General features: G+C 69.1%; 31 protein-coding genes and 4 pseudogenes. 11 read left to right on the forward strand and 24 right to left on the reverse strand.

Features of this window, described 5'->3' with window-relative positions; translation table 11 throughout:
- Positions 1–467: 467 nt before the first annotated feature.
- Positions 468–794, reverse strand: a complete 327-nt coding sequence (locus GA0115234_RS44230; RefSeq protein ID WP_343335922.1) for a hypothetical protein — start codon at positions 792–794, stop codon at positions 468–470.
- A gap of 31 nt (positions 795–825) precedes the next feature.
- Between GA0115234_RS44230 and GA0115234_RS44235 the strand changes: the two are divergent.
- Positions 826–870: pseudogene (locus tag GA0115234_RS44235) on the forward strand (hypothetical protein); the annotation flags it as partial.
- Positions 871–1,293: 423 nt separating this feature from the next.
- Positions 1,294–1,944 carry a response regulator transcription factor gene (locus tag GA0115234_RS01710; RefSeq protein ID WP_093539013.1) on the forward strand — a complete coding sequence of 217 codons (651 nt, stop codon included), beginning with the start codon at positions 1,294–1,296 and terminating at the stop codon, positions 1,942–1,944.
- A gap of 178 nt (positions 1,945–2,122) precedes the next feature.
- Here the strand turns inward: GA0115234_RS01710 and GA0115234_RS01715 are convergent, their stop codons facing one another.
- From GA0115234_RS01715 to GA0115234_RS01725, 3 genes are all read right to left on the reverse strand, one after another.
- Positions 2,123–3,205: a CU044_5270 family protein gene (locus GA0115234_RS01715; protein WP_093539014.1), complete on the reverse strand. Its 1,083-nt coding sequence runs from the start codon at positions 3,203–3,205 to the stop codon at positions 2,123–2,125.
- A complete protein-coding gene (locus tag GA0115234_RS01720; protein WP_093539015.1) occupies positions 3,202–3,870 on the reverse strand; it encodes an RNA polymerase sigma factor in 669 nt (222 codons plus the stop codon). The genes GA0115234_RS01715 and GA0115234_RS01720 overlap by 4 nt, the downstream gene beginning before the upstream one ends.
- 398 nt (positions 3,871–4,268) lie before the next feature.
- Positions 4,269–5,525 carry an NADH:flavin oxidoreductase/NADH oxidase family protein gene (locus GA0115234_RS01725; RefSeq protein ID WP_093539016.1) on the reverse strand — a complete coding sequence of 419 codons (1,257 nt, stop codon included), beginning with the start codon at positions 5,523–5,525 and terminating at the stop codon, positions 4,269–4,271.
- 95 nt (positions 5,526–5,620) lie between these two features.
- Between GA0115234_RS01725 and GA0115234_RS01730 the strand changes: the two genes are divergently transcribed.
- On the forward strand, positions 5,621–6,244 hold the full coding sequence (locus GA0115234_RS01730; protein WP_093539017.1) for a TetR/AcrR family transcriptional regulator: 624 nt from the start codon (positions 5,621–5,623) through the stop codon (positions 6,242–6,244).
- A 358-nt stretch (positions 6,245–6,602) separates the two neighbouring features.
- On the opposite strand, the gene GA0115234_RS41280 is transcribed toward GA0115234_RS01730, so the two are convergent.
- The 3 genes and pseudogenes from GA0115234_RS41280 to GA0115234_RS01745 form a co-directional block, all read right to left on the reverse strand.
- The gene (locus GA0115234_RS41280; RefSeq protein ID WP_141718365.1) at positions 6,603–7,043 is read right to left on the reverse strand and encodes a hypothetical protein; all 441 of its coding nucleotides are present in this window, start codon (positions 7,041–7,043) and stop codon (positions 6,603–6,605) included.
- Positions 7,044–7,366: 323 nt separating this feature from the next.
- Positions 7,367–7,685 (reverse strand): annotated as a pseudogene (locus tag GA0115234_RS01740) (transposase); the annotation flags it as partial.
- Positions 7,661–8,083: pseudogene (locus GA0115234_RS01745) on the reverse strand (IS630 family transposase); the annotation flags it as partial. The pseudogenes GA0115234_RS01740 and GA0115234_RS01745, both read right to left, overlap by 25 nt.
- Positions 8,084–8,407: 324 nt before the next feature.
- Between GA0115234_RS01745 and GA0115234_RS01750 the strand changes: the two are divergent.
- Both GA0115234_RS01750 and GA0115234_RS01755 read left to right on the forward strand, forming a co-directional pair.
- Complete coding sequence (locus tag GA0115234_RS01750; RefSeq protein ID WP_141718366.1) at positions 8,408–8,737, forward strand: hypothetical protein; 330 nt, start codon at positions 8,408–8,410, stop codon at positions 8,735–8,737.
- Positions 8,734–9,198: a hypothetical protein gene (locus tag GA0115234_RS01755; RefSeq protein ID WP_093539019.1), complete on the forward strand. Its 465-nt coding sequence runs from the start codon at positions 8,734–8,736 to the stop codon at positions 9,196–9,198. Before GA0115234_RS01750 ends, GA0115234_RS01755 begins: the two co-directional genes overlap by 4 nt.
- Positions 9,199–9,429: 231 nt before the next feature.
- Here GA0115234_RS01755 and GA0115234_RS01760 read toward each other — a convergent pair whose 3' ends face one another.
- Positions 9,430–9,810: a DUF6083 domain-containing protein gene (locus tag GA0115234_RS01760; protein ID WP_256088542.1), complete on the reverse strand. Its 381-nt coding sequence runs from the start codon at positions 9,808–9,810 to the stop codon at positions 9,430–9,432.
- Here GA0115234_RS01760 and GA0115234_RS43100 point away from each other — a divergent pair.
- Both GA0115234_RS43100 and GA0115234_RS43105 read left to right on the forward strand, forming a co-directional pair.
- On the forward strand, positions 9,703–9,939 hold the full coding sequence (locus tag GA0115234_RS43100; protein ID WP_256088550.1) for a hypothetical protein: 237 nt from the start codon (positions 9,703–9,705) through the stop codon (positions 9,937–9,939). The two genes, GA0115234_RS01760 and GA0115234_RS43100, sit on opposite strands and share 108 nt — an antisense overlap.
- 30 nt (positions 9,940–9,969) lie before the next feature.
- On the forward strand, positions 9,970–10,266 hold the full coding sequence (locus GA0115234_RS43105) for a DciA family protein (RefSeq protein WP_256088547.1): 297 nt from the start codon (positions 9,970–9,972) through the stop codon (positions 10,264–10,266).
- A gap of 408 nt (positions 10,267–10,674) precedes the next feature.
- Here GA0115234_RS43105 and GA0115234_RS01770 read toward each other — a convergent pair whose 3' ends face one another.
- The 11 genes from GA0115234_RS01770 to GA0115234_RS01820 form a co-directional block, all read right to left on the reverse strand.
- Positions 10,675–11,124, reverse strand: a complete 450-nt coding sequence (locus GA0115234_RS01770) for an ester cyclase (protein WP_093539020.1) — start codon at positions 11,122–11,124, stop codon at positions 10,675–10,677.
- Between the two features lie 307 nt (positions 11,125–11,431).
- Complete coding sequence (locus GA0115234_RS01775; RefSeq protein ID WP_093539021.1) at positions 11,432–11,905, reverse strand: hypothetical protein; 474 nt, start codon at positions 11,903–11,905, stop codon at positions 11,432–11,434.
- A gap of 163 nt (positions 11,906–12,068) precedes the next feature.
- Positions 12,069–12,941: a DNA-3-methyladenine glycosylase family protein gene (locus GA0115234_RS01780; RefSeq protein ID WP_202553256.1), complete on the reverse strand. Its 873-nt coding sequence runs from the start codon at positions 12,939–12,941 to the stop codon at positions 12,069–12,071.
- On the reverse strand, positions 12,938–13,558 hold the full coding sequence (locus GA0115234_RS01785) for a DNA-3-methyladenine glycosylase I (protein WP_093539022.1): 621 nt from the start codon (positions 13,556–13,558) through the stop codon (positions 12,938–12,940). Before GA0115234_RS01785 ends, GA0115234_RS01780 begins: the two co-directional genes overlap by 4 nt.
- A gap of 4 nt (positions 13,559–13,562) precedes the next feature.
- Entirely contained in the window at positions 13,563–14,234 is a 672-nt protein-coding gene (locus GA0115234_RS01790) for an alpha-ketoglutarate-dependent dioxygenase AlkB family protein (protein ID WP_093539023.1), read from the reverse strand.
- Positions 14,231–14,755, reverse strand: a complete 525-nt coding sequence (locus GA0115234_RS01795; RefSeq protein ID WP_202553257.1) for a hypothetical protein — start codon at positions 14,753–14,755, stop codon at positions 14,231–14,233. The genes GA0115234_RS01790 and GA0115234_RS01795 overlap by 4 nt, the downstream gene beginning before the upstream one ends.
- A complete protein-coding gene (locus tag GA0115234_RS01800) occupies positions 14,743–15,033 on the reverse strand; it encodes an Ada metal-binding domain-containing protein (RefSeq protein ID WP_256088543.1) in 291 nt (96 codons plus the stop codon). Before GA0115234_RS01800 ends, GA0115234_RS01795 begins: the two co-directional genes overlap by 13 nt.
- The gene (locus tag GA0115234_RS01805; protein ID WP_093539024.1) at positions 15,030–15,770 is read right to left on the reverse strand and encodes a 2OG-Fe(II) oxygenase; all 741 of its coding nucleotides are present in this window, start codon (positions 15,768–15,770) and stop codon (positions 15,030–15,032) included. The genes GA0115234_RS01800 and GA0115234_RS01805 overlap by 4 nt, the downstream gene beginning before the upstream one ends.
- Entirely contained in the window at positions 15,767–16,375 is a 609-nt protein-coding gene (locus GA0115234_RS01810; RefSeq protein WP_093539051.1) for a methylated-DNA--[protein]-cysteine S-methyltransferase, read from the reverse strand. The genes GA0115234_RS01805 and GA0115234_RS01810 overlap by 4 nt, the downstream gene beginning before the upstream one ends.
- Positions 16,376–16,380: 5 nt before the next feature.
- Entirely contained in the window at positions 16,381–16,851 is a 471-nt protein-coding gene (locus tag GA0115234_RS01815) for an RNA polymerase sigma factor (protein ID WP_256088544.1), read from the reverse strand.
- 70 nt (positions 16,852–16,921) lie between these two features.
- Positions 16,922–17,434, reverse strand: coding sequence for a methylated-DNA--[protein]-cysteine S-methyltransferase (locus GA0115234_RS01820; protein WP_093539025.1), 513 nt, complete (start codon positions 17,432–17,434; stop codon positions 16,922–16,924).
- Positions 17,435–17,514: 80 nt separating this feature from the next.
- Here GA0115234_RS01820 and GA0115234_RS01825 point away from each other — a divergent pair, with 80 nt between their 5' ends.
- Positions 17,515–18,072: a hypothetical protein gene (locus tag GA0115234_RS01825; RefSeq protein WP_141718367.1), complete on the forward strand. Its 558-nt coding sequence runs from the start codon at positions 17,515–17,517 to the stop codon at positions 18,070–18,072.
- 383 nt (positions 18,073–18,455) lie between these two features.
- Here the strand turns inward: GA0115234_RS01825 and map are convergent, their stop codons facing one another.
- Complete coding sequence (gene map, locus GA0115234_RS01830) at positions 18,456–19,238, reverse strand: type I methionyl aminopeptidase (RefSeq protein ID WP_093539027.1); 783 nt, start codon at positions 19,236–19,238, stop codon at positions 18,456–18,458.
- A gap of 377 nt (positions 19,239–19,615) precedes the next feature.
- On the opposite strand from map, the pseudogene GA0115234_RS01835 reads away from it, so the two are divergent.
- Positions 19,616–20,076: pseudogene (locus GA0115234_RS01835) on the forward strand (SDR family NAD(P)-dependent oxidoreductase); the annotation flags it as partial.
- Positions 20,077–20,330: 254 nt separating this feature from the next.
- Here GA0115234_RS01835 and GA0115234_RS01840 read toward each other — a convergent pair.
- On the reverse strand, positions 20,331–20,786 hold the full coding sequence (locus GA0115234_RS01840; RefSeq protein WP_093539028.1) for a nuclear transport factor 2 family protein: 456 nt from the start codon (positions 20,784–20,786) through the stop codon (positions 20,331–20,333).
- A 140-nt stretch (positions 20,787–20,926) separates the two neighbouring features.
- Between GA0115234_RS01840 and GA0115234_RS01845 the strand changes: the two genes are divergently transcribed.
- Positions 20,927–21,877, forward strand: a complete 951-nt coding sequence (locus tag GA0115234_RS01845) for a helix-turn-helix transcriptional regulator (RefSeq protein WP_093539029.1) — start codon at positions 20,927–20,929, stop codon at positions 21,875–21,877.
- Between the two features lie 40 nt (positions 21,878–21,917).
- Here GA0115234_RS01845 and GA0115234_RS42130 read toward each other — a convergent pair whose 3' ends face one another.
- Positions 21,918–22,055: a hypothetical protein gene (locus tag GA0115234_RS42130; protein ID WP_176729042.1), complete on the reverse strand. Its 138-nt coding sequence runs from the start codon at positions 22,053–22,055 to the stop codon at positions 21,918–21,920.
- A gap of 125 nt (positions 22,056–22,180) precedes the next feature.
- Between GA0115234_RS42130 and GA0115234_RS01850 the strand changes: the two genes are divergently transcribed.
- Positions 22,181–22,453 carry an aquaporin gene (locus tag GA0115234_RS01850; RefSeq protein WP_256088549.1) on the forward strand — a complete coding sequence of 91 codons (273 nt, stop codon included), beginning with the start codon at positions 22,181–22,183 and terminating at the stop codon, positions 22,451–22,453.
- Between the two features lie 181 nt (positions 22,454–22,634).
- Here GA0115234_RS01850 and GA0115234_RS01855 read toward each other — a convergent pair whose 3' ends face one another.
- Positions 22,635–23,120, reverse strand: a complete 486-nt coding sequence (locus tag GA0115234_RS01855) for a hypothetical protein (protein WP_093539031.1) — start codon at positions 23,118–23,120, stop codon at positions 22,635–22,637.
- Between the two features lie 284 nt (positions 23,121–23,404).
- The gene (locus GA0115234_RS01860) at positions 23,405–26,002 is read right to left on the reverse strand and encodes a DEAD/DEAH box helicase (RefSeq protein WP_093539032.1); all 2,598 of its coding nucleotides are present in this window, start codon (positions 26,000–26,002) and stop codon (positions 23,405–23,407) included.
- Positions 26,003–26,458: the final 456 nt, after the last annotated feature.

Raw genomic sequence — 26,458 nt, forward strand, 5'->3', positions numbered from 1 at the left:
GGATACAAATACTTCCGACCGCATACACCTGTGCTTCCTGCTGCGCTCGTCGGCCGACCCCGGCAGCTTCTCGCCGCCCGTGTCCTCGACCAGGCCCGAAGCCGTCCGCGCCCCCTGGCCACGGGGCCGCGGCGCAGCGAGTCCGAGGGGCGCTCGATCGTCAGTATCGCGCCTTCCCGGCCACGGACGGCGAGCACTGTGCGTCCGGACGACCCGGTCAAACGTGCGCTGATGCATCTCGACCGCGCCATGCGTGACCGGCCGGACCGTTTGTTCAGTGCGGTGAGAACCATCCAGTAGCTCCTGGAAGAAGAGAAGGTCCCGGAGATCTTGCGGCCGTGTGGCGGTCGCTCTCCGGGGCGGCCGAGGATCGCGTCGGTTCCACGGCCTCGCGCTGCTTCTTCGGCAGCCGGTGTGGCGGTCGGCCTTCGGGCCAGCCGAGGGTCGCAACCGGAAGAACTGGCCTTTCAGGAACCGCGCGGCGGATCTGGGCGCTGCCCCCGCAGTGATGGGTCACCGACCTCGGGTACACCATGCAGGCCGCGTACATCACCGTCGGCGGCCTCGCCCTGCTGTTCCCCGGGCCCCGGCTGACCGGCGCTCTGGTGCGGCTGGAGACCCGGGCGGCCGAGGTCCTGCTCGGCCCCAGCCGCACGGAGAAGCTCGCCCGCCGGGTCGCCGACCTCGCCGAGAGCCGGGCCGACGTGCTCGACGCCGCCGACGCCGAGCGGCGGCGGATCGAGCGCGACCTGCACGACGGCGCACAGCAGCGCCTCGGTCTCACTCGCCGTCAACCTGGGCCTGGCCAGGTCGACCCTCGGCGACCTGCCGGAGGACGCCCGCAAGGTGATCGACGAGGCGCACCGCGAGGCGAAGGAGGCGATCGCCGAGCTGAACAACCTGGTGCGCGGCCTGCATCCGGCCGTCCTTGAGGACCGCGGCCTCGACGCCGCGCTGTCCGGGGTCGCCGCCCGCCTCCCGATCGCGGTGCGCGTGGCGGTGGACCTGCCGCAGCGCCCCTCACCCACGGTCGAGGCCGTTGCGTACTTCGTGGTCTCCGAAGCCCTGACGAACATGGTCAAACACGCCCAGGCGACCCGGGCGGACGTGACCGTGGAGCGGATCGGGGAGACACTGCTGGTGGTCGTCGCGGACGACGGAGCGGGCGGCGCGGATCTCGCGGCGGCCGGCGGCACCGGGCTCGCCGGGCTCGCCAAGCGCGTCGCGTCCGTCGAGGCACGTTTTCCTGCCGCAGCCCCGCCGGGGCCCGACCGTCATCACCGTGGAGCTGCCGTGCGCGCCGTGATCGCCGAGGATTCCCTCTTGCTGCGCATCGGCGTGGTCAAGGTGCTGGAGGCGGCCGGCTTCGAGATGTGCGCGCAAGTCGCCGACGCAGAAGGGCTGCTGGCGGCCATTGAGGAGCACCGGCCCGACATCGCCGTGGTCGACGTGCGCATGCCGCCCGGCTTCACCGATGAGGGAGTGCGCGCCGCGCTGGTGATCCGCCGCCAGTACCCGCGTACCGCCGTGCTCCTGCTGTCGCAGTACGTGGAGGAGCGATACGCGGCCGATCTGCTCGCCGCCAACACTTCGGGCGTCGGCTATCTGCTCAAGCAACGCGTCGCCGACGTCGAGGAGTTCGCAGAGGCGGTACGCCGGGTGGCGGCCGGCGGCACCGCGCTCGACCCGCAGGCCATCGCGCAGCTGCTGGTGCGCCGGCACAGCGATCCGCTCGACCGGCTGACGCCGCGCGAGCGGGAGGTGCTGGAGCTGATGGCGGGCGGCCGGTCCAACTCCGGCATCGCCGCCGAGCTGGTGGTGAGCGAGAGCGCGGTCGCCAAGCACATCAACAGCATCTTCACCAAGCTCGACCTGCCCAAGGCCGACGCCGACCAGCGCCGCGTCCTGGCGGTGCTGCGCTTCCCGGGCGTTGTGACCGCATAGTGCGCGATCACGCCCGCATGCCCAGTCGACAACGGTGCTGATCGCCCCTTGCGTTCATGACCGACCCCAGTCCAGCCCCCGGAGATCCGTGCAACTCCAAGGCTTAGAGGGCATCTGAGAGGGCGGTTGCGGCCGGTGCCGGGGCGCGTAGCCACGCCCCGGCAGCTTCCTGTCGGGATCAGGTCGTCGTCGACGGCTCCTCGCGGAGGGTGTCGACCACCGCGCGCTCCAAGACCGCCGACACGTGGATCAGGGTGCCCTTCTTGCCCATGGAGGTGTCCCTGATGAGGTAGCTCCGTTCGCCCAGGTACTCCAGGGTGGTCGAGTCGAAGATCCAGGCGGTGCGTTCACCGGTCCGGGTGTTGTCGCGGGCCACGCCGATCCCGTGCCGGCCGGCCGCGTCCGCCGCGTCGGAGTCCACGGTCACGCCGGGGATCTTCGCTGCGGCCTTGTAGAGGGCGGCCGCGGTCCTCGGTGGCATCACCGTCTCCCGCAAGAGTTCACCGATGGTGTCGAAGGTGTCCTGGGCCTGGTCCCGGTCCTTGGCCGGGGTGTCACGCGAGTCCTGGTCCCGGGTGATCTCTGTGGCGAGCCGCCGGAGCAAGGCGTCGGGGTCGGTGGGCAGCGAGGCCAGCCACGTGTATGTCGGCCGGTTGAGGCCCGCCGGGTAGCCGACGGCGGGCTGGCCGTCCGGGACCCCGACCTTGATCGGGAAGTACGAGCCGTCCTCGTGGATCAGGCCGACATCGATTACCGGTCCCGCCTTCTGTGACATCCAGACCTCACGCTCGCGGGGTTTGGTCAGTTTCGCCGGGCCACCGAAATGGCCGTCGTTCTCAGTCTGCAGTGTCTTGACGTAAACGAACTGGTGTCCGGTGACCGTCTGTTCACCGCTCTTCTCGGCGACCGCGGCGATCCGGTCGAGCAGCACGGCCGCGCCACGAGGGGCCGTGGCGTGGGAACCCGTGCCTGCGGCGGACGGTGCCGGAGCGCGGTCCTGGCCGGTCACTGCGAGCGTGGTCAGCAGCATTCCTCCCAAGGCCAGCCCGGCGGCGGGCAGCAGGACGGCAGGGCGCAGGAGGCGGGGGCGGGGGCGGGGGTCGGCGGTGACGCGGTCGCCGTCCTGGTCGATCAGACGCATCAGGGTGTCCTTGTGGTGGAGATGACGGCCAGGGGGCAGGTCCCGTTCGGCCGGGGCCGGTAGCAGCCGGGCCAGTTCCTCGCGTTCGGCCCGCTCGGAGCCGGAGGTACGGTCATTCATCGGGCTTCCTCCTGGATGGGCAGGGCCACGAACGCGGCCCTGCTCTCTACCTCTCCGCGGTCGGGGCGGGGTTCCCGGCCGGATCGGACCGCTTCTCCGAGTCGTGCTTCCCGCGCGGACCCGTCCGGTGTGCGGTCGAGTTCCCCATCGGTGAGCCGGCGCAGCCGGGTACGGGCACGGGACAGCCGCGACCGCACGGTGCCCACCGGGATGCCCAGGGCCTCGGCGGCCTCGGCGTAGTCCAGCCCGGACCAGACGCAGAGGACCAGCACCTCGCGTTCCTGGCGGCGGAGTCCGCCCAGTGCCCGCCGGACCGCGGCGAGCCGCCGTGTGTCGTCGACGCGTCCGACCGTGGCATCCGCGATGTCCGCCACTGGTTCCGGGGCGGGGTGGCGGGCCAGGAAGGCCAGGCGCCGCCCTGTACCGCGGTTGGCGTTGCGTGCTTTGTTAGTTGCGATCCCGAGCAGCCACGGACGCAGTGAGTCGCCTTCCGGCTCGACGGCGTGACGAGTACGCCAGGCCGCCAGGAAGGTCTCGGACAACACCTCCTCGGCCGTCGACCAGTCGCCCGACAGCCGGTAGGCGTGGTTGTAGACCGCCCGCGCGTATTCCTCGTAGAGCGCGGCGAACGCCTCGCGGTCGCCCGCCCTGATCCGTGCGCGCATGCGCTCCCGATCTCCCTGTTCATCACATCTCACATCACCTACCTCTCCGGCCGGGCCGAAGGGTTCCGGTGACCCGCGCCACACCGCGGAGCCAACCGCGGGGCCGCGTATGCCGGACAGCCTGCCCCGGCAACGGCCGGTGCTTTCACCAGGCCCGATCAGGCCTGGCCTGCCTGCGCGACATCCTGGCCGAGCAGGGTGCTCCCCGCCGCCGCCCGCCACCGGGGGCTACGGGCGGAGACGGCCGCGCTTCCCGGGAAGCGGCTGCCCGGTGTGACCGGGCCATGTCGTGCCCGGCTTCCCGGCGCGACCGGCGCCAGGCCGTGGCAGTGCCGCCGGGGCCGGTCACTGGCCTGCGGCTGCGGCGCCCCACGCCGTGGCAGTGTCGCCGGGGCCGGTCACTGGCCTGCGGCTGCGGCGCCCCACGCCGTGGCCAGCCAGGAGCGGTAGCGGCGCAGGGCCCGCCGCTCCTTCCGCTGCTCGGAGACCAGGGTGAAGGCCGGATGGATGCCTGGCCTGGGGCCTGCGCCCCTGGCGAGGCGGCGCATCTGGTAGCGGACCCGCGCCATGCCGGCCGCCGAGGCGAGTGTCTTGTCGGACCAGGTCACCGGTTCCATCCGCCGGTCGGCCTCGCGGTGGTCCCGCCACCGGTCGGGCAGGTCCGGGGTGACGGCGAGTGCGGTGCCGATGCCGACGACCGCCACGCCGCTGTCGAGGACGCGTTCCGCCGTGGCACGCCGGGTGATGCCGCCGGTGAGCATCAGCGGCAGTGGGCTCGTGCCGACCAGTTCCTGGGCCAGGTCGAGGAAATAGGCTTCCCTGGCCCGGGTCCGGGTGTCTGCGGAGCCGCCGGTCATCGCCGGGCTCTCGTAGCTGCCGCCCGACAGTTCGACCAGGTCGACGCCGAGTGGCGCGAGCATCCCGATGACCTGCCGGGCGTCGTCGGCGTCGAAGCCGCCGCGCTGGAAGTCGGCGGAGTTCAGCTTGACCGCGACGGCGAAGGGCGGGGAGACGGCGGCGCGTACGGCCCGGACGACGTCCAGCAGCATCCGGGCCCGGTTCTCCAGCGACCCGCCCCACCGGTCGGTACGCGTGTTGACCAGCGGGGAAAGGAACTGCGAGAGCAGGTACCCGTGGGCGGCGTGGATCTCCACCCCGTCGAAGCCCGCCTCCTCGGCGCGGCGGGCCGTGACGGCGAACCGGCCCACGGTCTCGTCGATCTGCCGCGCGGTCATGGCGGTGGGCCGCCCGAACCTACTGCTGTGCCTGCCCAGGGAGACACCGGCATCGGACGGTCCCCACACCACACCGGGCATGCCGGATGCCACCTGGCGACCGGGGTGGTTGATCTGCATCCAGATCGTGCCGCCGCCCGACTTGCCGGCCGCGGCCCAGTCGGCGAACGGTCCGATCGGAGCGTGCTCGTCGAGTACGACGCCGCCGGGCCCGGTCAACGCCTCGGCGTGGACCATGACGTTGCCGGTGATCAGGAGCCCGGCACCGCCCGCGGCCCAGCGCCGGTAGAGCGTCAGCAGCCGCTGGTCGGGAAGCTGCCCCTCCCCGGCCATGTTCTCCTCCATGGCCGCTTTCGCGATTCGGTTTCCCATTACCTGCCCGGAGCGCAGGTGCAGTGGCGAGAACATCTCGCTGGTCATCCCGTTGTCTCTCTTCCGTGTCGGCCACCTACAATGTGTGCACTACTTACATTAGGGCGCGATGTAAGCGCCGTAAACATTGGAGGGTGTGAGCTGTGCCGCAGAACAACGGGTACCACCACGGCGATCTGCGCGCGGCCTGCCTGCGTGCCGCGCGGGAACTGCTGGAGGAGGACGGCAGCGCCGGGCTGTCGCTGCGCGCCGTCGCCCGCCGCGCCGGCGTGTCGGCCACGGCTCCCTACCGCCACTTCGCCGACCGCGACGCGCTCGTCTCCGGGGTCGCCGCGCAGGGATACCGTGAACTCGCCGGGGAGCTGGCCGAGGCCCACCCGCCCCCCTCGACGCCGGACGGCTTGGCCGCGCTCGCCCTCGTCTACGTGCGGTTCGCGCTCGAACACCCCGCGCTGTTCCGGGTGATGTTCGCCGAGCCCTGCGACCTCACCAGTGAGGAACGGGTCGCCGCGACCGCCGTCCTCTCGGAGTACCTCCAGGGCGTCGTCCGCACCGCGTTCCCCGGATCCGACGACCCGGAGGCGCTGGCGACCACCGTCTGGGCCCTCGTCCACGGTCTGGCGTTCCTGCACCTCGACGGCAAGCTCGACACCTCCACCCCTCAGGCGGTCGCAGACCGGGTCGGCGCCGCCGTGCACGCGCTGTTCGCCCTGCCTCCGGCGGCGCGGCGGACCGCGACGGCACAGACCCGGACGGCGACCACCTGAGGGCTGCACCACCCCGCACGCACGGACCGGGGCACTCCGCCGGGCAGACCCGCACCGGACCGACGCCCCGGGGCCGTCCGCGCAACCCGTACGCAGGGCCAGAACCCTCCATGGCGGAATGATGACCGAGCGCGGCATGGTCGCCGGCCGTCGGCGGAAATGTCTTCGCCGCCTTCGACGCCATCCTCACCGCGGCCGTACCTGACCTCGCCGACCGCGTCCAGGCCATGGGCTTCGACGCGGATACCGGCCGCCTGGACGTCGTCCCCGACGCCCCGGCCTGCGGGACGAAGCTGCGCTGGAGCGCGCCGCAGCTGCCAGAAGGACCGGCGGGGCTGCGAAGAGCAGGCTGGGACGCCTACGCGGGTTGGTCGATCGTCATGGTGAAGTTGAGGACCATGATCTGCTCGTACCTCGGGGGGAACCGCTGGGTCAGCTTGAGGAGGGACTTGGCGTCGACGTCCACGTCGTTCTGCTCGATGGTGATCGTGCCGCCTCTGCCGTCCTTGTGGCCATCGCCGACCTTGACGATTGCCTCCTTCTCCGGGCTGGAGACGGTCAGAGAGGACGTGATGTTGTTGAAGTCGTCGCCGACGTCGCCCGTCTCGGTGAGGGTCTTGCTTCGGCCGGCGAACTTGGAGTCCTCATACAGCGTCACCGTCCACCCCTTCGGGATGGTCACCGAGCTGATGAAGTCGTTGTCATCCAGCGCGCTCGTGTCGTAGGCGCCGGGCTTCAAGGTCTGCGCCTTGCCCTTGCAGCCGCGCTCTCCGTGAACGATGACGTGATCGTTAGCCATGATCCCCTCGATTGCCTTCAGTTGGAACAAGACGAGGGTGACGCTAGGGGCAAGGATCCCACCGACGGCGAACACTCCTGATCATTCACTCATTCGGGTGGCGGGCGAGGAGCCGCACGGGGGCAGAGAGCCGCCCCGGTCATAGCACCACGACGGGCTCCGAGTTGCTCGGTTCGCCTCGAAGGCTGATCGTTCCGGAAGACCAGCTCTCGGCGTGGTCCGCAAGGCAGCCCGGCACGTCTGCACCTGCCAGCCTGCGGAGATGCCGATCAAGTTCGAGCCCCGTTCGATGCCGGACCATAAATGACTTCCCAATGAGGATGTCAAGCCGCGAGTGTGACTGATGGTGCTGGTTGATGGAACGCTCCGTCACGGATCATTGCCCAGAGGACGTTGGCCCCGGCGGCGTGAGAGGGCGAGCACAGCTTGCTTGTGGCTCTTCCCCTCGTCGCGCTTGCGCTGGTAATAGGCCCTCGACGCAGGACACGATCTGATGCTGGCCATGGAGGAGAGGTGGAAGGCCCGGAGGAGGCCACGGTGGTAGCGGCGTGGACGGCGCATGTTGCCGCTGACCCGTCCGGAGTCCCGTGGGACCGGGGCCAGGCCGGCGAACCCGGCGAGGCGGTCCGGAGTGCCGAACGCTGTCGATGTCGGTGTGCAGGCTGCGTTTGAGGTCGGCGTTGACGAGCTCGTCGGGGTTCAGTTCGGGTGAGTACGAAGGCAGGAAGTGCAGCTCGATCTGGTCCTTGTGGCCGGCGAGCCAGGCCCGGACGGTCTTCGAGCGGTGGGCCGAATGCCGGTCGACGATCAGGTGGACCTTCCGGTCGAAGTGCCCGACGAGCCGGGCGAGGAAGCGGCACATGACCTTCGCGTCGAACGACTCGGTGAAGACCAATCCGGCCGCGGGTGCTGATCGCGGACATTGCGTTCAGGGAGAACCGGTTCCCAGTCCGGCGGACGATGGGAGTCCTGCTCTTGGCGCCTCAGGTGCGGCCGGTGACCTCGTCCGAGCGGATCGCGACCTGGTCGCCGAAGAGAACCCGACGAGCTGACGTCGACCGAGCGTGTCGGGGTGCCCGACTGGGCTGGGCGCTCATGGGCTTCTCCGGAGGCCGTCGTCATCGCGACGTCGCGGGGCGTGTTACGAAACCTTTCTCTGGGTACCGCAGGTCAAATGGCCTGGAGGTTCAAGAGATTTGACACCGGAAGCCACATGCCCGAGAGTGCTCCCACTGCGGCACGAGTCTGCCCGCAGACAACGAAGCTCTCGACTTCCCTCAGGGAAGCGGGGGCTTTTCTTGTGCCCGCACCCATGAGTGAGCCCCGGTCCCCGCCGGGGCTTCTTTCGTTTCCGGAGGTTCTTCGTGTTCGACCCGTGGTGGTTTGTGAGCGCAGCCTGTGTCGTCATTACGGTGCTCGCGATCCTGGTGATAGCGGTCCTGGCGATCGCGCGACGCGTGGTCGACAAGTCGCGTCCAGAAGACCTTCCCGCCGTTCTGGCTGGGCTCGGCGATGTGGTCGCCAGCCTGGCCTGCTTCTTTCCCTGGGGGAAGACGCGGGAGAATCCGCCGTCCGAGCCGGCGCTCCCGCAAGGTAGCGAGGTACTGCCCCCGCCGGTCACCATCGTGGCCGGCCGGCTGGCAGCCACCCATGCACTCAACCCGCCCGCAGCCCCCGGGGAGGTGAACCGATGAGGCGTCAGCGTCCGTACCGTGACACCACAGCGGAGCGGGCGGACATCAGCAGCATCGGGCTTGCGCTGAACTCGATCCAGAACCGGCGTGAGATCGGCATCGTGATCCTGCTCGTGATCTGGGGACTCTCGATGCAGGAGGCAGCCCGGCGCCTGGGCATTACTGAGAAGCAGGCCGAGGAGTTGCTGAATAAGGCCCTGAGCCGACTGCGGCATCCCAGCAGATCGACGAGCCTCCGCGATGAGATCGATGGCGATTTCGTAGCGCGGTCGCGGGAACTGCGCAGATGGGCCGATGCAGCGGCGCAGGCCATCGCTGTGACCTGCGCCTGCGGCCGTAAGTTCCTGCCGGAAAACATCTTCCTGATCACGGGCGGTCGTCCCAAACGCTACTGCTCCAATGCCTGCAAGCAGGCTGTTTACCGCGCTCGCAAGAAACAAACGCGATCCCGTGAGTCATGACAGTGCAGTGCAGCCGGATCGGGGCTGAGCGGTCACGGCCGGGCGACGGCGGCCTTGGACATGCTCTTCCGACCGTCTCTGACGGACACCGAGCCGCCCACGACTGCCGCCGCCGCTACGGCTGTACCCCGGGCCAGAGCACTGATCCGGGGTACAGAGGGCTGGGTTGAAAAGCTGATCACCGATGGTGATGCAGGCCCAGCCGGTGGACACCGTACCGGGCGGCCGCGGTCAGCCGGCGTCGGGGAGGGCCCAGCCGGCGGGAAGGTTGAACAGGCGCTGCCCCCGGCGTTCGTTCTCCTGCCGGAGCGCGGTGGTCCAAGGCCAGGGGTCATCGCGCGGGAGGTAGGGGCAGACCATGCGGTGCGCGATGCGGCACCGGGTTTCGGGGAGCGGTTCGGCGTCCCACAGGGTCATCGCGGCCCCGTCGGAGGTGAAGACCCACCGTCGGTGCGGAGGAACAGTGTGCGCGGGGACGAGGATCCTCGGTTCGAGGAGTACCCAGTGACCGTCGTAGAGGGTGCGGTAGCGCTCTTGCGGGAGGCCGCAGTGCGGACAACTGGGCGGCGCGGGTGGTGGCGGGGCGGTTGCGCCTTCGAGGGCGGCCTGCACCAGGCGCGCGAGGCCGCCAAGGCCCGCGGCGAGGGCGGCACCCGCAAGGCGAAGCGCCGGACCGGAACGACAGTGCGGCGTGACGGCCGGGAGCCGACTGGGTTCGCCGCGGTGCTCCAGGGCTCCTGATGGCCGACCGGGCCTGGGACGTCCCGGCCGCTGGCGGAAGCATCCTGGACCAGTGGCCGGACGTTTGCGGCCGCGCTCTCGCCGAAGCTGGCCGCGCACGTTGTGGCGGTCACCTTCCACGCGGAGACCGGACAGCTGGACCTGCGCCCGGACTCGCCCGCGTACGCCAAGCAGCTGCGCCTGATCAGCTCCCGGATCGTCGCCGCGGCAAGCGACGCGGTCGGCACCCAGGCGGTCCGCACCGTCCGCGTCCTGGCCGTGGGCGCCAGACTGTTTCATGAGGGTGTTGCAGATGTCCAGTCATTTGCAACAACTCATGAAACATGATTGCCGCAGGTGGACCGCCGGGCGGCCGGGTGTTTCATGAGCGACCACCTATGAAACAGGCACAATAGGAAGTCAGCGTTCCCGTGCCGCTGCGGCCGCCCGGCGAGCTGGGCCGAACAGCGTTCAGGAAGGGTGTGCGTGGTCAGCCGCCGCCGTATCGTCGGGTAAACCCCAGCTCTCACCCTCATTCAGGGCAGTCTTTAGCGTGGCGCTTCTTCTCAGCCGTGCAGTGGAGACGGGTTGAGCTGTCGCTCTTGCATCGGCCCCTTCGCCGCGGCTGATGCAGGTGAACACCGACTGAGTTCCGCATCACGTTCTTCACGCCCTGGCTGGCATCTTGGAACCGCCGGAGGGGCTGCCGCGCGGAGCGGGCCCCTCCGGCTCGCTGCTGGATGCCAGCGCTCAGGTTCAGGCGGTCGGGATGATGCCGAGCTGCTGGAGGACCTTCACGCCGTCGTCGAGTCCGAGCTCCTCGACGATGAGACCGCCCTCGACCTTGAGCACCGTCGTGCCGGTGAAGCGGAGCGTCTTGCCGGATGCCGCCGGGACGGAGCCGATGGGAAGGTCGTCGAAGACGATCGGCCCCGTGTGCGTGCCGCCGCCCTCCCACTGCCCGACGACGTAGTCGCCCTCGGCGATGAGGTCCGCGGTGCCCCAGAAATTGAGGTCCGGGAACGCGGTGCGGAAGTTGGTCGCGAACGCGCGCACCTCGTCTCGGCCACGCATGGGCTTGTGCAGCGAGTACTCGAACCGGATGTCGGGAGCGGCGAGCTCATCGATGATGTCGGGGTTGAAGGGGTTGCCCCAGAACTCGGTGAACCACCGGCCGACGATGGCCTTGTTCTTTTCGAGCGACATGGGTTTGTCCTTTCTGTTGTTGTCACCGATCCGCCAGTGGGCGTGGTGACATTCCGAAGACGTTGACAGGATTAGATATGTGAGATCGGCGGTGAGTATTTATGGAATCGAACTGAAGAACGTGCGGTACTGGTGGGTGGTGCCGTTCAGGGAGTTCAGCGAGAATTGGCGTCGGCTCTGCGGATGCCATGAAATGAATCGGTCCTCAGGGCGGTCGCGAGGTAGCCGTGCGGCTCTCACGGCCGGCTGCGGCAAGGCCGGGTGGCGAGAGGGGTACGGGAAAAGGCTGTGCAGCGTGCGCCTTCGGTCAGGCGGCTGCTTCGATGGGGTGCAAGCCGAGGGCCTCGTAGATGGCTGCTGTTGCTGTGCCGCCTTGGACGATCACGTGGTCGATGCCGGCCGCACGGGCGTTGCGCAGGAGTTCAATCTTGAGCGCGTGTGCCACCCATGTTTCCTGAGTGGGCTCCATCCACGTCACGACATCGCGAGCTGTGTCGCCGGTGGGGTCGATGACCGAGATGCCGACCGTTTCGTTGCCCTGGCACGCTACAACGACGAGGCTTTCGCCGCGGATTGTGAAGGGCATCACGTCGATTCTACCGAACAGCATGGCGGACTGGAGAAGATCTCCGACTGCACTGCCGAGCTGGGTCGCCCGGGGCCCTTTCTCTGAGAGGTTCGGGAAGGAGTACGTAGCAGCGGTTGCGCGCTGTCTCTCCGTCCAGTAGTTGGCGGCGTTGAAATCGGTCAGGTCGTACTTCATGCCTTGCCGACCGGCCATTCTTTTCCTCCTGCACGCCTCATATAACGGCGATGCCCGTGGCCGTCGGGCGCGTGACGGCCACGGGCACGCTGAGCTGACCGGGGTCAGCGGCGCCGGGCGATTGCCGCCCGGCACGGAGAAGACGTCGGCTCGCGCAGAAGTGTGAGATCCGGATCTGCCTTCAGGCGCGCGTCCGTCCCTGCTCGGGCGCTGCGTAGGCGGCGTCCGCCCATAGGTGCATGAGCGCGTAGGAGCGCCATGGCGCCCATCTCTCGGCGATGGTCCGGGCCTGGTCGGCACTGACGGATCCGAGTGCCCTGCGGGCGACGAGGTCGCCGGGGGCGAAGGTGTCGGGGTGCTGCAGTGCGCGCACGGTGAGGTAGTCCGCGGTCCAGGGGCCGATGCCGGGGAGCGCGAGCAGAGCTCGGCGGGCCTCGGCGGCGGTGAGGTGTGCGAGCGTGAATCCGTCCGCCCATTCCTGGGCGACGGCCCGGAGGGTGCGGGTCCGCGCGCCGGTGAGGCCGACGGCCGCCTGGAGTTCCGCGTCGGGGATCGCGGCGAGTTCCCGTGGGGCGGGAAGAGTCCTCAGCCCGGCCGCCGGTGTCCCGTAGGCGGCGGCGAGCCTGCCCATGAAGGTGCGGGCGGCGGCGAGCGAGACCTGCTGGCCGACGACCGTGGCGGTCACCGCTTCGAACTCGTCGGGGTAGCCGATGAGCCGGAGGCCGGGCCGGCGCTGGACCAGGGGGCGGATCAGCGGGTCCGCGGCGAGGGCGCCGGCGATACGCGTGGTGCCGGAGTCGAGGTCCAGCCAGCGGCGGATCGGCGCCGCCAGGCCGCCGGGGTCGGGGATCTCGTCGGGCACGTCGGCGATGACCTCGTCCTCGGTGAAGGTCACCGTCACCCGCACGTGCGTTTCCCCATGGGACAGGAGCCGGGTGTGGGTGCGGCCCGGGATGTCCGTCTGTTCGGCTCCCGGGACCGCGTGGGCGGCCAGCATCCGCAGCGCGATCCCGGGGTCGGTGGGGCCTTGGGGGAAGAGGCGGAGCAGGGTCACGGTGCCCAGATTCCGGAGCTGCCGCGCCGGTGCGAGTCCAGCAGGTGGGTGTCGATGATGCCGATCGCCTCCATGAGCGCGTACATGGTGGTCGGGCCGACGAAGGCGAAGCCGCGCCGTCGCAGTTCCTTCGACAGCGCGGTGGACTCGGCGGACTTCGTGGGGATCTCCGCGAAGGTCCGGGGGCGGGGGGTGGTCTCGGGCTGGAAGGACCAGACCAGATCGGCCAGGCCCATGTCCTCGCGCAGTCTGACGGTGGCGCGGGCGTTGGTGACGGCCGCCTCGATCTTCTGCCGGTTGCGCACGATGCCGGCGTCGGCCATCAGCCGTTCGATGTCGGTCTCGGTGTACGCGCCGACCGAGTCCGGATCGAAGTCGTCGAACGCCTGGCGGAACGCGGGTCGTTTGCGCAGGATCGTCGCCCAGGACAGGCCCGCCTGGAAGCCTTCGAGGCTGACGCGTTCGTAGACGCCGTGTTCGTCGGTGACCGGCATGCCCCATTCGGAGTCGTAGTAGTCGCGCAGCAGGGGATCGACGGCCGCCCACGCGGGGCGGGCGAGTCCGTCGTCTCCGACGACGACGCCGGGGTCGGCGGTGGTAGTGGCTTGCTGTGTCACGCGATCACCCGTCGAGCCCTGTCACACGCATCGTGATGTTGATCCGGCCGCCGCTGATGCCGCATCCCGCGGGGGCGGTGTCCTGGTGCACTTTGGTGACACCGTGGTAGGCGAGGCGGGCGGGCCCGCCGAAGACGAAGAGGTCGCCGGAGGCCAGCAGCAGGTCCGTGTACGGTTTTCCGCGGCTTTCGGTGTTGCCGAAGCGGAAGGTGCAGGTGTCGCCGATGGACAGCGACACGACCGGGGCTCGGGACTCCTCGTCCTTGTCCTGGTGCATTCCCAGGCGGGCCTGGGCGTCGTAATGGTTCACCAGCGCGGTGTCGGGCGTGTACGAGGCGGTCGTGGCCGTGTCGTACCCGGCGGCCCGAAGGGCGCTGCGTCCCAGACGGACCATCCAGTCGGGGAACGCAAGGACACGGGCGCCGTTCACGTCGGTGGCCCGCCGCGTGTACCGGTACGGCTGCCAGTGCCAGCCCAGGCATACGGTGCGCACGGACATCTGGTGGCCGCTGACCGTCGCGGCGCGCGGGGGGACTGGGCCTCGCACCCACTCGTGGAACCGGTCCGTGATCCACTTCTGCTGTCCCACGGGCAGCCAGTCGGGGATGTGGGTGGCGCCCGGGGAGATGTCTCCCGCGTCGCGGTCGGGCAGCTGTGGGGTGAACAGCGCGGTCATGGCCTGTCCTGTGTGAGGGTGGGGTGCTGGAGGGAGTCGTCCTCGACGAGCCAGGTGGTGCCGTGGGCGGTCGCGCCGACCAGGCCGTTGAGGTTGATCAGGCCGACGAGTGCGAGCGTGCGCGGATCGCCGACCGCAGCGGTCGCCAGGGTGCGTTCGGGGCGCCACGGGGTCGACCACAGCAGGCGCCGGGTCATCTGCGCCCAGCCGGTCGCCGGGCCGGCCATCACCCACAGGTCAGGATCGGCGGCGGCGAACCGTGACGCGTGGCGCAGCCAGGAGGCGCCGGTCTCGGGCCAGGTGATCGTGCCGAGGGCCACGCCTCCCGCGCGGTCCCAGGCCGATTCGACCAGGCGGGCGGTCTCACGTGCGCGGGGGGTGCGGCCGGATCCGATCATGATGGTGTGGGCCTGGCGGCCGTGCGCCAGCCGCACGAGGGCTGCGACCTCGGCGTCCGTCGCCGTCAGGTCCGCTTCGTAGCTCGTCGGCCTCTTCAGCAGGGGGCTGGTCAGGGGGTCCATGGTCGGCCGTTCTCTCGGGTGGTCTTCCACCGCTGATAGCGGTCCTTGCAGCATGTTCCGCAGGGGCGGAACCCGGCGGCGACGGCCGTGGCCTCGTCGGCGAAGAAGACCCGGTGCCTCACGTAGCCGCCGCGAGCGATGGCCCGCAGCGCGGCAGGGCAGTCGAGCCGTCCGTAGATCTTCGAGCCACGGTGGCCGGCCCATTCTCCTTTCACTGGCGACCGGTAGGGCCGGCCGTCGGCCCCGAGAAGGGTGTAGGTGTTCATCGCGTCGCTCACGCGGCGTCATGGAAGACGAGGGCAAGGGTGTGGCGCTCGCCGGACCGGATGGCGGACACACCGTGGCGAACGGGCGCGGCGGACCATCCGCGGGCGGACCTGACCGGCCGGTCACGGGTGGTGAACAGGTACCCGTGACCGTGCGGCAGCAGCGTGGAGGTGCCCCGGGACTGGGCGCGGGGGCGCTGTTCGAGGAGCAGGAACTCGCCGCCCGTGTGATCCACACCGGGCTCGTTGAGGTTGATCACGACCTGCAGCGGGAACACGAGGTCGCCGTACAGGTCGCGGTGCAGAGCGTTCCAGTCCTTCTCCCGGTAGCGGAGCAGGATCGCCGTGGACTTCGTCTGCCCGGCGTCGTGGCACATCTGCAGCCACTCGTCGAGCGAGTCCGGCCACGGCGCGGGCCGGCCGAGTTTGGCCCACCAGTCCCGGGCGATGGGCAGCAGCCTGGGGTACAACGCCTGCTTGAGCCGCTTGACCGGTTCGGGGTAGGGGGTGTCGAGATACCGGTACTGGCCCTCGCCGAAACGGTGCCGGCCCATGTCGACGGTGCTGCGGAACAGGCCGTCCTGCCCGTACAGCTCCCTGATCTCCGCGCTCTCCTCGGGAGTCAGCAGCTGCGGCAGCAGCGCGCCCCCGTACTCGTCGATCTCCGCGGTGATCGCCTGCCAGTCGCCGGACTCGACACGACGGCCCCATCGGTCCGTCCTCTCGGCGGTCGCCTCGGTGATGCTCATGCCGCGGCCTCCAGGTCCAGCAGCGCGGTCTTCGCCTCAAGTCCGCCGATGTAGCCGCCGAGGGTGCCGTCGGTGCGCAGCACACGGTGGCAGGGGACGACGATCGGCAGCGGGTTGGTCGCACAGGCCGTGCCCACCGCCCGGACGGCCTTGGGGTTGCCGACGAGTTCAGCCATGTCGCGGTAACTGCGGGTCTGCCCGTATCCGATCTCGGGCAGATGCGTCTGCACCAGGCGCCGGAATCCGCGCGACAGGGACAGGTCCAGCGGCACGTCGAAGACCCGGCGGCGCCTGGCGAAGTACTCGTCGATCTCGCGAGCCGCCTCCTCCAGCCGCCTGGGCGCGCGCAGGATCCGCGGGCTGATCTTGTGGCCGAGGGCTTCCAGAACCTGGTCGTGGTCCTCGCCGTCGAACGCCACGCGGACCAGCCCCTTCGGGGTGGCGGCGAGCAGCAGCTTGCCGACGGGCGAGTCGATGGTCGTGTAGGCGACATCGATCAGGTCGGCTTGCTCGGCGGCCTGCTCCAGACGGCGGTGGAGGCGGCGGAGAGCGCCGGCGTCCACGGGTGTCGTCAGCAGGACGGCCATGTCGTCATCGTTGCGCATGTCGCTCACGACGATGCTCCTTTCGTGATCGCGCCCGGATAGTGTTTCCTGAGATTCTTCAGCCCGTCCGAGGCGGCCCTGCGGGCCGCCTCGACGGTGCCGCCGAGGATCTCCGCGATCTCGGCGTACGCCAGCCCCGCCACATACCGGTAGGCGATGGCCTGACGCTGCTTGCTGGGCAGTTCCCTCACCGCGGCCCACAGGCCGACGTCCTCGGCATCCGGGACGCCCTGTCCTCCCGGCGCTTCCGGTACCTCGTCGACCGGCAGGGGGTTCCGCTTCGCGGCGCGCAGCACGTCGATCGCCTTGCGGTGCGCGATCGTCACGAGCCACGCCTCCACGTTCGCCGTCTCCGGCAGATCGGGATAGGCACGCATGGCGGCCAGGAAGGTCTCCGACCATGCGTCGTCCGCATCGTGCGGGCCGAGGACGACCCGGCAGACGCGCAGCACGGTCGCACCATGCTGCACAACCACGCTCTCGAACGGTTGTTTCATGTCCATCCCAGTGAAGACGTACGTGCGGTGATAAACGTGAGATTCCGCATCAGAACAATCGTCCGGCGTCGCTCGCGGGCGGCTCCTCGAGCTCCAGCAGCGCCTGCTTGCGCTTCAGCCCGCCGGCGTACCCGGTCAGAGCCCCGGTGGAGCCGACGACGCGGTGGCACGGGACGAAGATGCACAGCGGGTTCGCGCCCACGGCCTGTCCGACCTGCTGCGCGAGACCACGGCCCCCGACCTGCTCGGCGATACGACCGTAGGTGGTCGTGTCGCCGCACTGAATGCTCTTCACGATGTCCCAGACGGCGTGCTGGAACGAGTCGCCCTCGGCCGCGAGCGGAAGGTCGAACTGCCTGCGGCGCCCCGCCAGGTAGTCGCACAGCTGACGGACCGCTTCGTTCAGCAACGGGTCCGTCGCGTCACCGACCTCGGGGCCGAACGCCTCCTGCGGGGGCCGGCGCATGTGCTGTCCGAAATACAGGCCGGTGACCGCCTCGTCCCTGGCGACGATCGTGATCGGCCCAAGGTACGTCTCGATCTCGACATGCCGAGTGTTCATCTGCCTCTCCCCTCTCCTGACCAGTAGACGCACGGCACCCGCAGAACGTGAGATTGCATTTGGAGCCGTCGCCGATCACCATGCCAGGGCGTCTCGCCGGGGACCTGGCCGTCGGCTTCGGCGCGACGATTCCGCTGAACACCGAGACCGAGTGGGACGAGGTGAAGCACACCTGGGCCGTCGACAGGCACGGCCGCCCGGCGAAGGACCGGTACGGCGTGGGTGCCGACCACGTCAACGACAACAACGAGGACCAGCTCCGGATCATCCGGACCCTGCTGCTGATCCGCCAGCCCGCCGACGCGCGCCGCGCACTGTGGCAGGCCGAACAGGTACGGCCCGACGCCGCTGCCCGCAAACGCCTGCGCCGGCCGGTGCCGAGCACCCCGATGCCCCGGTCCGCTACATCACGCTCCGCCAGCCCATCCACCCCGCACCCGACGACGACCGCGGTGCCCGCGACACCGCCGGCCGCATCTACCGCCACCAGTGGTTCGTACGGCCGCACTTACCCCGACCATGACGACCCGACGGGCTACTCCCGCAAGTGGGTCGGCCCTTGCCTCGTCACTCCCGAAGGATGCGAGGACGCCCCGATCCTTGGCAGGGAGCGCGTAGTGAGCGTCCTACGCCGCTGAAGGCGCTTCGCCAGATTCAGCACCTGCTGATTCAGGCGGCCTGGCCGAGGCCAGCGGCGGTCAGGTCCTGCTCTCCAGCGGGGTGAAGTCGACGTCGAGCTTCGGGTCGTATGCGTCGGGCTGGATGCCGAGCTCGTGGGCGGAGTACGCGCCGAACCGGTCGATGTGCTCGGTCAGGTAGGGCGAGATGTGGGCCAGGTCCTCGGGCGATCTCCCAGCCCTCTTCCAGCAGTTGCCGCACGGTCTCGGCGATGTCCAGGGCGTTGTGGAAGATCACCGCGTTCGTGAGCAGCGCGTTGAACTTCATCGAGTTCCTTCATGCCGCGCGACCGTCGTCGTCGGCGATGTGGGCGCCGGGACCCCGGAGACACGGGGCCGCGACCTCACGGCTGCGCTTGCTTCGGCAAGGTGAGGATTTCGGCTCCGTCGTTGGTGATAGCGATCGTGTGCTCGCTGTGTGCTGTCCGGCAGCCTGTCGCACTTCGGAGCGTCCACCCGTCGGTGTCAGTGACGAGTTGAGCGGTGTCTGCCATGACCCATGGCTCCAGTGCCAGCAGTAGCCCGGGGCGCAGTTTGTATCCACGGCCAGGCCGTCCGGTGTTCGCAACGTGCGGGTCCTGGTGCATCGTTGATCCGATGCTATGACCTCCGAACTCGGTGTTGATCGGGTACCCCGCCTCGCTGAGGACCGTGCCGATGGCATGGGAGATGTCGCCGATACGAGCCCCGGGCCCGGCAGCGGCGATCCCTGCGGCCAGCGCGCGTTCGGTCGCGCTGATCATCGCGACGCTCTCCGAGGGCTTTGTGTTGCCCACGATGAAGCTGATGGCAGCGTCTGCAGCGACTCCGCCTTTGGAGACGGCGAGGTCGAGGGTCAGTAGATCGCCGTCGGTGAGCGTGTAGTCGTACGGCCGCCCGTGGAGCACGGCGTCGTTGACGGCCGTGCAGATGTAGTGGCCGAACGGGCCGCGTCCGAAGGACGGCGCGTAGTCGACGTAACAGGACGACGCTCTCGCCTCGGCGATCATTCTCTCGGCCCACCGGTCGATGTCCAGAAGGTTCGTGCCGATCGTGCTACGGCTCTTCAGCCTCTGCAGGATGTCACCGACCAGGGCGCCGGTGGTTCTTGCCCGGGCCAGCAGAGTGGGGTTGAGGATCTCGATCATGCGGCGCCCTTCTCACGCAACCAATAACTATACCGTCATTACTATACCGGTACTTGAATTGCGGCCATGGGCGGGGTGTCGCATACTCCCGCAGAGGTCGGACGCGGAAAGCGTTGGTGCCCTCCTGTCTCGGGCCAGGGAAAAGCGCTCGATGCTCGAAACTGTTCTCGGCGCACGTGTCCCACCGGAGACCCTCCGGAAGATCGAGTCGGGCCGCGTGGCGCCCCTGCCCTCCTGGTCATCGCGGCGATCGCCGATGTCCTCGGCTCTCAAGGATGACGCCCTGGTGAGTGTCGGTGTTCTCGACTTCCTCGACCCAGTTGGTGGTGGCCGGTGGCGGCCGTCGCCGCGGGTGAGGACGACGTCGCCCACAGGGGCACGCCCGGGACTTCCGCGCCAACCTCGACGCGAACCTGGTGAGTGCCGCACTGCCCCCGGGCACTGGACGACCGGCTCGCCCCCGGCGGCACGGTCGTCCACATCGGCTCGATCGCCGCCGACCAGGGCGCTGGCTCCTACGGGGCCGCCAAGGCGGGACTCGCCACCTTGGAACCTGGACCTGGCCCGCGAGCTCGGCCCACGCGGCATCACCGCGAACGTCGTCTCGCCCGGCTACATCGCCGACACGGAGTTCTTCCGCGACTGCCTCCCGGAAGCCCGCCGCACCACCCTCGTCGCCGCCACGGCGACAGGCCGCGCCGGTACCCCCGCAGACCTCGCCACCACGGTCGCCTTCCTTACCTCCCCCGGGGCCCGTCGGCATGGTCTCCCTCCCGTACTCCGCTCGACGGACATCCGCACCGGCCGGCGTCAACGCGCGGACCGCCGTGAGCCGTGAGCCGGAGGGATAGGCTCGTTCACGACCGCTGTTGGCGGCGCGCTCCGGCCGACGCCTGCCCGAGTCGGAGACAACTGCCGCCTTCTGGTATGGAGAGCCGGCAGAACTTCGGGGTGGCCGGTGGGCCGCAAAATGATCCTCTGTCGGGGCCGTGACCGGCGTGGACTGCTCGACGAAATCACTGGCACGGGCCGCGTGGAGGTCACCGTGAAGTCCGTCGCGCACCGCGTCCGACGGGCGGCCGGCGAGGCCGTTCAGTCCGTTGAACGGGGACGCGCCGGGAAGGAGATTCCGGGGGCGTCGAGGACGGCCAGCGGGTCGAGGTAGTCCCGCCAGTGCGTGATCTTGCGGTCCCGGATGGTGATCACGGAGACGAAGTGGTTCTCGTACGCCCGTCCCGTGCCGACCGCGCGACCGTGCACCACGTACTCGAGGACGATGACCGAGGTCTCACGGTCATGGTGGACGGCAAGGCCGTCGGCGCTCTCCGCGACCATCGTGTCCCCGTACCCGCGGTACAGCTCGGCCAGTGCGTCCCGGCCCTCGATCCTTCTCGGGTAGTCGGGCACGGTGACCACGTACTCGGTGACGGCGTCCTCGGTGAACCAGTCGAAGAAATGGTCCCCATCGATCAGACCGTCGAGCCCCTCCCCGACGATGCGGAAGAACGGCTCCAGCGCTGTGAAGTCGTCCAGGTCCTGCACGGTCATGACGTTCCTCGATTCCTGAGGGGTGGGTGGGGGCACGTGAAAGCCCGAACCGAATCCGGACCCGGTGTCTCCCTCGTGGATCTGACGCTACGACGGGACCAGGACAGCTTCGGTCCTGGTCGTGCCCTACGCTCCGGCATGTGATCAGCACTTCCGCACGGCTGCTGCGGCTGGTCTCGCTGCTCTCCACCCGCTCGTCGTGGACCAACAGCGAACTCGCCGAACGGCTGTACGTCACCGAACGCACTGTCCGGCGGGACATCGCCAACCTGCGCGAACTCGGCTACGCCATTGACTCCGACCCCGGCCCCTGGGGCGGGTACCGGCTCAGCGGCGGCAGCAGCAGGTTGCCACCGCTGAGCCTGGACGACGAGGAAGCGCTCGCCGTGGCCGTGGCCCTGCGCGAGGCGGCGCTCAGCGGTGTCCTCGGTACCGACCAGGCAGCGCTCTCGGCCCTCCTGAAACTCCAGAGTCTGCTGCCCGCGCACATCGCGGACCGGTTGCCCGAACTGGACGCCGCGTTCGTTCACACCCCCCGGTCCGATGAACGCCTGGTCTCCCCGGGTGTGCTGCTGGAACTGGCCACCGCCTGCCGGCAGGGTGAGCATGTCCGGCTCTCCTACCGCGATCGGCAGGACCGGGCCACGGTCCGGGACATCGACCCCCACCGCCTGGTACGCACGGGCCACCGCTGGTACCTGGTCGCCCTGGACGTCGCGCGGGGCCAGTGGCATACCTTTCGCGCCGACCGCGTCACCGACGCCCAGCCGACCGGCCAGTCGGCCGACCTCGTCGACCCGCCGGACGCCGTGCTCCTGGTCTCCCACATGCTCACCAGCGGCTACCCGCTTTACGCCACGGTTCGTGTCCCCGTCCCCCTGAACCAGGCCCTGCTCCTCATCCCCCGTAACCTCGGTACCCACGCCACCCTCGTCACCGTCGGCGGCTCCACCCCCGACGAACTGGCCACGTACCTACTCGGCCTGGCGACCCCGCTCCACGTCCTGACCCCTGTCTCGGTCCGGACTGCCCTGCACACCCGGATCCAGACCCTGCTCAACGCCAACGATCCCGATGCCCCGGGGAACTGAAGCCGGACCGGCTGCCAGGGCACCTGCCGGGCGACTGTCCTCAGCTCGGCAGCGAAAGGCCGTTCAGCAGTACTTTGGCCACGTTCTCGGCGCAGAGCCTCACGCGTGCCTCGTCCTGGGACGCGATCTCCGGGCTCATGAGAGAGGCGAGTCCGGTCTGGCCGTAAGGCGCGGTCAACCTGAGCCCGACTCTGTCGGGGATCGGCAGTCTCCCGCGTCCCCGTCGGCTACGCGACCGTCCACGCCGACCCGGCATGGGACGCCACCGCGATCCTCACGGCAGAGACCGGAGTCCTCGTCCTGCTGACCATGATGCTCTCCGTGCTCCTGGCACACCCCGCCGGCCGCAGACTGCTCCCCTGCGAGGTGGGGCTTGCCACCGCGGTCATCATCGCGACGTTCGGACCCCTCAGCGGCGGATCGGCCAACCCGGCACGACAGTTCGGTCCGGCGCTCCTGGCCCAGGACACCAGCCACCTGTGGATCTACCTGCTCGCTCCGGTGCTCGGCGCGGTGCTGGGAGCAGCCCTCGTGGCTCTGGCCAAACCCCTGACCCCACAGCGGCCCCGGTGCTGAAAGCGAGGGAAATCACCCATCGGCTATCGCGGCGGACCGGAACGCCGGCCCACGCCGGTGTTCAGATCTCGCCGTCCCGGGGCGGCCGGGGCAGACGCATCTCGTCTGGTCCCGCCTTGGCCTCGAGCATGCTGACGACGGGCGGGAAACGAGCGACGTCTACACTGCGAGCCCCGCCGCGTCATCCACCCGGCCGGACAACCTCCTCAGGTACCCCAGACCGTTCATGGAGTTCTTCGGTAAAACGCGTCCGGTAGATGCCCTGGACGATGGCCCAGGGAGACTGGTAGCCCCTGTGCTCCGGGTCCGAGACATCCTCGTCCCACGGCACTACGCAGTCTGGAAGCAGCCGCGCATGGCCCAGATACATCTGCGCGGCCTCTTCCAACCGCACTTCTCCTGCGATCACCGAGCTCCACAGCCCGCAGCCCTGCCCGACCACCCACATGCACAGATCTTCGGTGCTGTCTTCGGACCAGACGTCCCCATCCACGCTCACGCCTTCCGAGAAGTCGGCCAGCGAATCAGCCGCGGACTCGTACGCGAGCGCGAAGGCTTCAAGGACTTCCCGCGGCTGGGACTCCAACCACAATTCAAGGGCAGACAAGCGCGGTCGTGTCGCTTCCAGGACTTCCCAGAACCAATCAGGAACATGATCCGGTCCCATTTCGGCTCCCGTGTCGATGGCTGCAGTACCCGCCCGACCGTACAACGGGATGGAGCCCCCTGGACACTCCCAGACTTCACCGTCGGCGAATGGCGCTCTCCGTCCGCGTAGTCACGGGCTTACAGTCAGGCACGTACAGGAAGAGGCGGAGTCAGCGCTGGCGAGGTGAGACACCCGAGCCAGGCAGCGACAGCGGGAGAGCCTCTCGTCGGCGCGCACGATCTCCTCACCACCCGCCCGGACCACATCCTGCCCCTGGACCCAACAGCCCCCACCCCGCCCGCTTACCAGCGCATGCCGAGGGCATCAAGGTCCGCCCGCCGTTCCGCACTTAGCCTGTCCGCCCGTTTACGCACGTTGTCCAGCCATGTGCCGAGCTTGACCACCACGACCCCGTCAGCGCCGTTCTGATGGCCTGCCGGACCCTCACCCATCTCCAGGTGCTCGGCATGCTTCCGAGGCACCCGCAGATGTCCCTCACGGGTATGGAACTGCCGTGCGGCTGCCATGTTGACCGCCCACATGGTGTCCTGTGTCCGTTTCACCGGCCGTTCTGCTTCCTCGGCGGGTTCGATCCCGAGGACGTTCTCCAGGAGCCATTGCTGTGCGGGCAGGAGCTGCTCCCACCCGTGCCGCTGCGCCGACACCCAGCGCCCGAGGTCTTCGCCCTGCACGATCACCTTCCCGGTCGCCGCCGGCAGGACCCCGCCGTTCTGGAGCAGGTTCTGAACGAGGCGGTAGCAGCGCTGCCACCCGGTGTCCCATGCAGGGCACCATCCCGGGTCGATCTCGTCCAGCGCTGCGCGCCGCGCTTTGGTCAAGGCACCCGCACTGTTTTCGACGGGGAGGCCGGCCTGTCGCCGCTGCGCGTTCTGTTCCCCTGCCCGGGCGGCGAAGCGTTGGTTCTTGGTCCAGGTCCCGATCGGGTATCCGTCCCATACCGCAGTGGTGGGCGGCAGCAGGTGACCGTGGGCGGCTGCCCAGGCGCGGGCGGCGGTGAGGCCTTCCTCGAACGCGACGTCCTGATGCGACCAGACCATGCCCAGCCCGTCGAGCTGTTCCACCCGCCCCGGATCCAGGCGCCTTGCTTTGTGGGCTTTGCGTTGGTCGGCGAGCCAGGTCCCGAGCGGGAACCCGGCCGGGACCCAGTGGCCGGGGGTGGTGTAGTCGTACGGCACCCGCAGCTGCTGCGCCCCGGTGTCCTTCACATACCGCACGCATGCCTGGATACCGCGCCGCCAGAACGTGTTCTCCGGCTCGATGACCCGCAGCTTCACGAACCGTGCCAACAGCGCCGGATCCCGGGGCGTGCTGAACTTCAGCAACTCCTGCGCAGGCGTGCTCGGTCCCCGCTCGCCCTCCGACACCTCCCGCTCAGCTACCGGCTCGCCTTCCTCGGCTCCCTCCGGTTCCCAACTCCCGCTCCGCATACGGGGATCAGCGAGGTGCTCGATCGTTTCGGTGTCATGTGCCCGCAGCGCTGAGAGGACCTTCGCGAGGGTTCCATAAGCATCCGAGGTCAGCATTTCATCCGGACTTTCACCCGGAGCGAGGAATACCGGAACGACCAGAGATGCAATTTTCCCTTCACCGGGTTTGATTCTCAGGGCGCGTCCGACCATTTGCACGATATCGATCATCGACCCCCGCGCATCACAGAATGCGACGGAATCACAATTCGCCGTATCGACACCCTCACCCAGCACCCTCACCGAGCTCAACACCCGCAACGCCGCCGGCACCGGTCTCTTCCCCGAACGCTCTCCGACCTTGCCGCGCCCCCCGACGCCGCCCTCGACCAGCTGCGCCTGGCCCTGGTTCTGGTCCTCGATGATGTCGGAGGCGAACTCCTCCAGCACGGCACGCCGGTGGGCGGGTGAGTGTTCGCCGTACAGCCAGTTGGCCCATACCCGCTGCGGTTCCGGGTAGCGCCTGGGGTTGTCTTCCCATAGCTTCCGGGCTGCGTCGACGATGCCTGTGGCCATGGCTTCGGCTTCGCTGACCCGGCTGTGGAACGTCAGGACCTTGCGCAGGTTCTCGTCGGCGGCCGCGGTCACGATCCCGGCCTGCAACGCCGCGAGCCGTGCTCCGCGTGCGGCGTCCGACCCGAGCCCGGCCTCTTGGCGCAGCTGATGGAACTCGGGATCGGAAATATCGACGCACACCACCTGATACGGGGCTACCAGGCCCCGGCTCACCGCCTGTGAGAGCGTCAGTTTGTACGCCACCGGCCCGAACACCCGCGACTCCGGATCCATGCTCGCGATCAACCGCGGCGCACCGGACTCACCACCCCGGGCGTGCTCGGGCGCTTCCCAGATCCGGGCCGTGGCAGTCATGTACAACCGCCGGGTCGCAGGCATCTGTGTCTGGTCGTGCACCGCAGCCCACGGCTTCCCGGCGTACCCACTCGTCCGGTGCGCCTCGTCGAGGACCATCAGGTCAAACGCACCAAGGCCGACAGCATGGGCACGCTGGAGAATGCCAAGACCGACAGCGGCGTACGTGGCGAGCACCGTGACCCGCTCCAGACCCCTTACCCAGGAGACGAGTTCACCAGGATCGGTCGTGCACGGCACACCGTCGGAGTCTTCCGCGCGCAGTGAGCAGACCCCGACCATCGCTCCCGTACGGCCGCCCTCCCGCCACGCGGTCGCGGTCTGGGTCAGAAGATCCAGTGTCGGGACCAGGACCAGGACGTGCCGCGCGCCTAGTTTCTCGGCGGCCGCGACGGCGATCAGGGTTTTCCCGGAGCCGGTCGCGGCGATGACCTGGGTCCGCAGCCCCTCGGCTGGCAGGTGTCCGCTCGCAGGCGTCTGCAAGACCCTCAGAACCGCGTCGACCGCCTCCACCTGATGCGGAAACAACTCCTTCAGCGTCACCAGAACTTTCCTCTCCTCGACCGCTTCAGATATATTCCAAGCCAGAAAAGACCCGGATCACTGTGCAGCAACATGCTTTTTTCAGCGACAACCAAGACATAGACAATCGACCCCAGGGACAGCGGCAGGGCCTAGGCTGACACTCCTTAATCTAGCTTGGCATCAAGAGTGACGCACACCGACTGCAGAAGTGTTTCCGAACCGTCAGTCTGTCATCTGCGCAGAGCCGCCCCTGTCAACCCATGAACCTCCTGACAGCGACTCAAGGGACCAGAGAACGGGTAGCAAGCCCCGGTCTTCACGACCCGTCACCGCACATCCCAGCAAGACCCCCTAACCCGTAGCCAGCCAAGGGCCGTGCGGAGCACGGCCCGCCGCCCGGATCGCGGAGCGATCCGGGCCGCAGTCAACGAAGTTGACTGCCCGGGCCACGGAGTGGACCGGCAACCCCGGACG

Origin of the sequence: Streptomyces sp. DvalAA-43, from assembly GCF_900091725.1 — a bacterium.
GTDB lineage: Bacteria > Actinomycetota > Actinomycetes > Streptomycetales > Streptomycetaceae > Streptomyces > Streptomyces pulveraceus.

Excerpts from the sequence above, each read along its gene's own strand:
- GA0115234_RS01715 (WP_093539014.1), bottom strand. The coding sequence starts at position 3,205 with ATGAATGACCGTACCTCCGGCTCCGAGCGGGCCGAACGCGAGGAACTG.
- GA0115234_RS01720 (WP_093539015.1), bottom strand. The coding sequence starts at position 3,870 with ATGCGCGCACGGATCAGGGCGGGCGACCGCGAGGCGTTCGCCGCGCTC.
- GA0115234_RS01725 (WP_093539016.1), bottom strand. The coding sequence starts at position 5,525 with ATGACCAGCGAGATGTTCTCGCCACTGCACCTGCGCTCCGGGCAGGTA.
- GA0115234_RS41280 (WP_141718365.1), bottom strand. The coding sequence starts at position 7,043 with ATGGCTAACGATCACGTCATCGTTCACGGAGAGCGCGGCTGCAAGGGC.
- GA0115234_RS01755 (WP_093539019.1), top strand. The coding sequence starts at position 8,734 with ATGAGGCGTCAGCGTCCGTACCGTGACACCACAGCGGAGCGGGCGGAC.
- GA0115234_RS01770 (WP_093539020.1), bottom strand. The coding sequence starts at position 11,124 with ATGTCGCTCGAAAAGAACAAGGCCATCGTCGGCCGGTGGTTCACCGAG.
- GA0115234_RS01775 (WP_093539021.1), bottom strand. The coding sequence starts at position 11,905 with ATGGCCGGTCGGCAAGGCATGAAGTACGACCTGACCGATTTCAACGCC.
- GA0115234_RS01790 (WP_093539023.1), bottom strand. The coding sequence starts at position 14,234 with ATGACCGCGCTGTTCACCCCACAGCTGCCCGACCGCGACGCGGGAGAC.
- GA0115234_RS01795 (WP_202553257.1), bottom strand. The coding sequence starts at position 14,755 with ATGGACCCCCTGACCAGCCCCCTGCTGAAGAGGCCGACGAGCTACGAA.
- GA0115234_RS01805 (WP_093539024.1), bottom strand. The coding sequence starts at position 15,770 with ATGAGCATCACCGAGGCGACCGCCGAGAGGACGGACCGATGGGGCCGT.
- GA0115234_RS01810 (WP_093539051.1), bottom strand. The coding sequence starts at position 16,375 with ATGCGCAACGATGACGACATGGCCGTCCTGCTGACGACACCCGTGGAC.
- GA0115234_RS01820 (WP_093539025.1), bottom strand. The coding sequence starts at position 17,434 with ATGAACACTCGGCATGTCGAGATCGAGACGTACCTTGGGCCGATCACG.
- GA0115234_RS01825 (WP_141718367.1), top strand. The coding sequence starts at position 17,515 with ATGCCAGGGCGTCTCGCCGGGGACCTGGCCGTCGGCTTCGGCGCGACG.
- map (WP_093539027.1), bottom strand. The coding sequence starts at position 19,238 with ATGATCGAGATCCTCAACCCCACTCTGCTGGCCCGGGCAAGAACCACC.
- GA0115234_RS01840 (WP_093539028.1), bottom strand. The coding sequence starts at position 20,786 with ATGACCGTGCAGGACCTGGACGACTTCACAGCGCTGGAGCCGTTCTTC.
- GA0115234_RS01855 (WP_093539031.1), bottom strand. The coding sequence starts at position 23,120 with ATGGGACCGGATCATGTTCCTGATTGGTTCTGGGAAGTCCTGGAAGCG.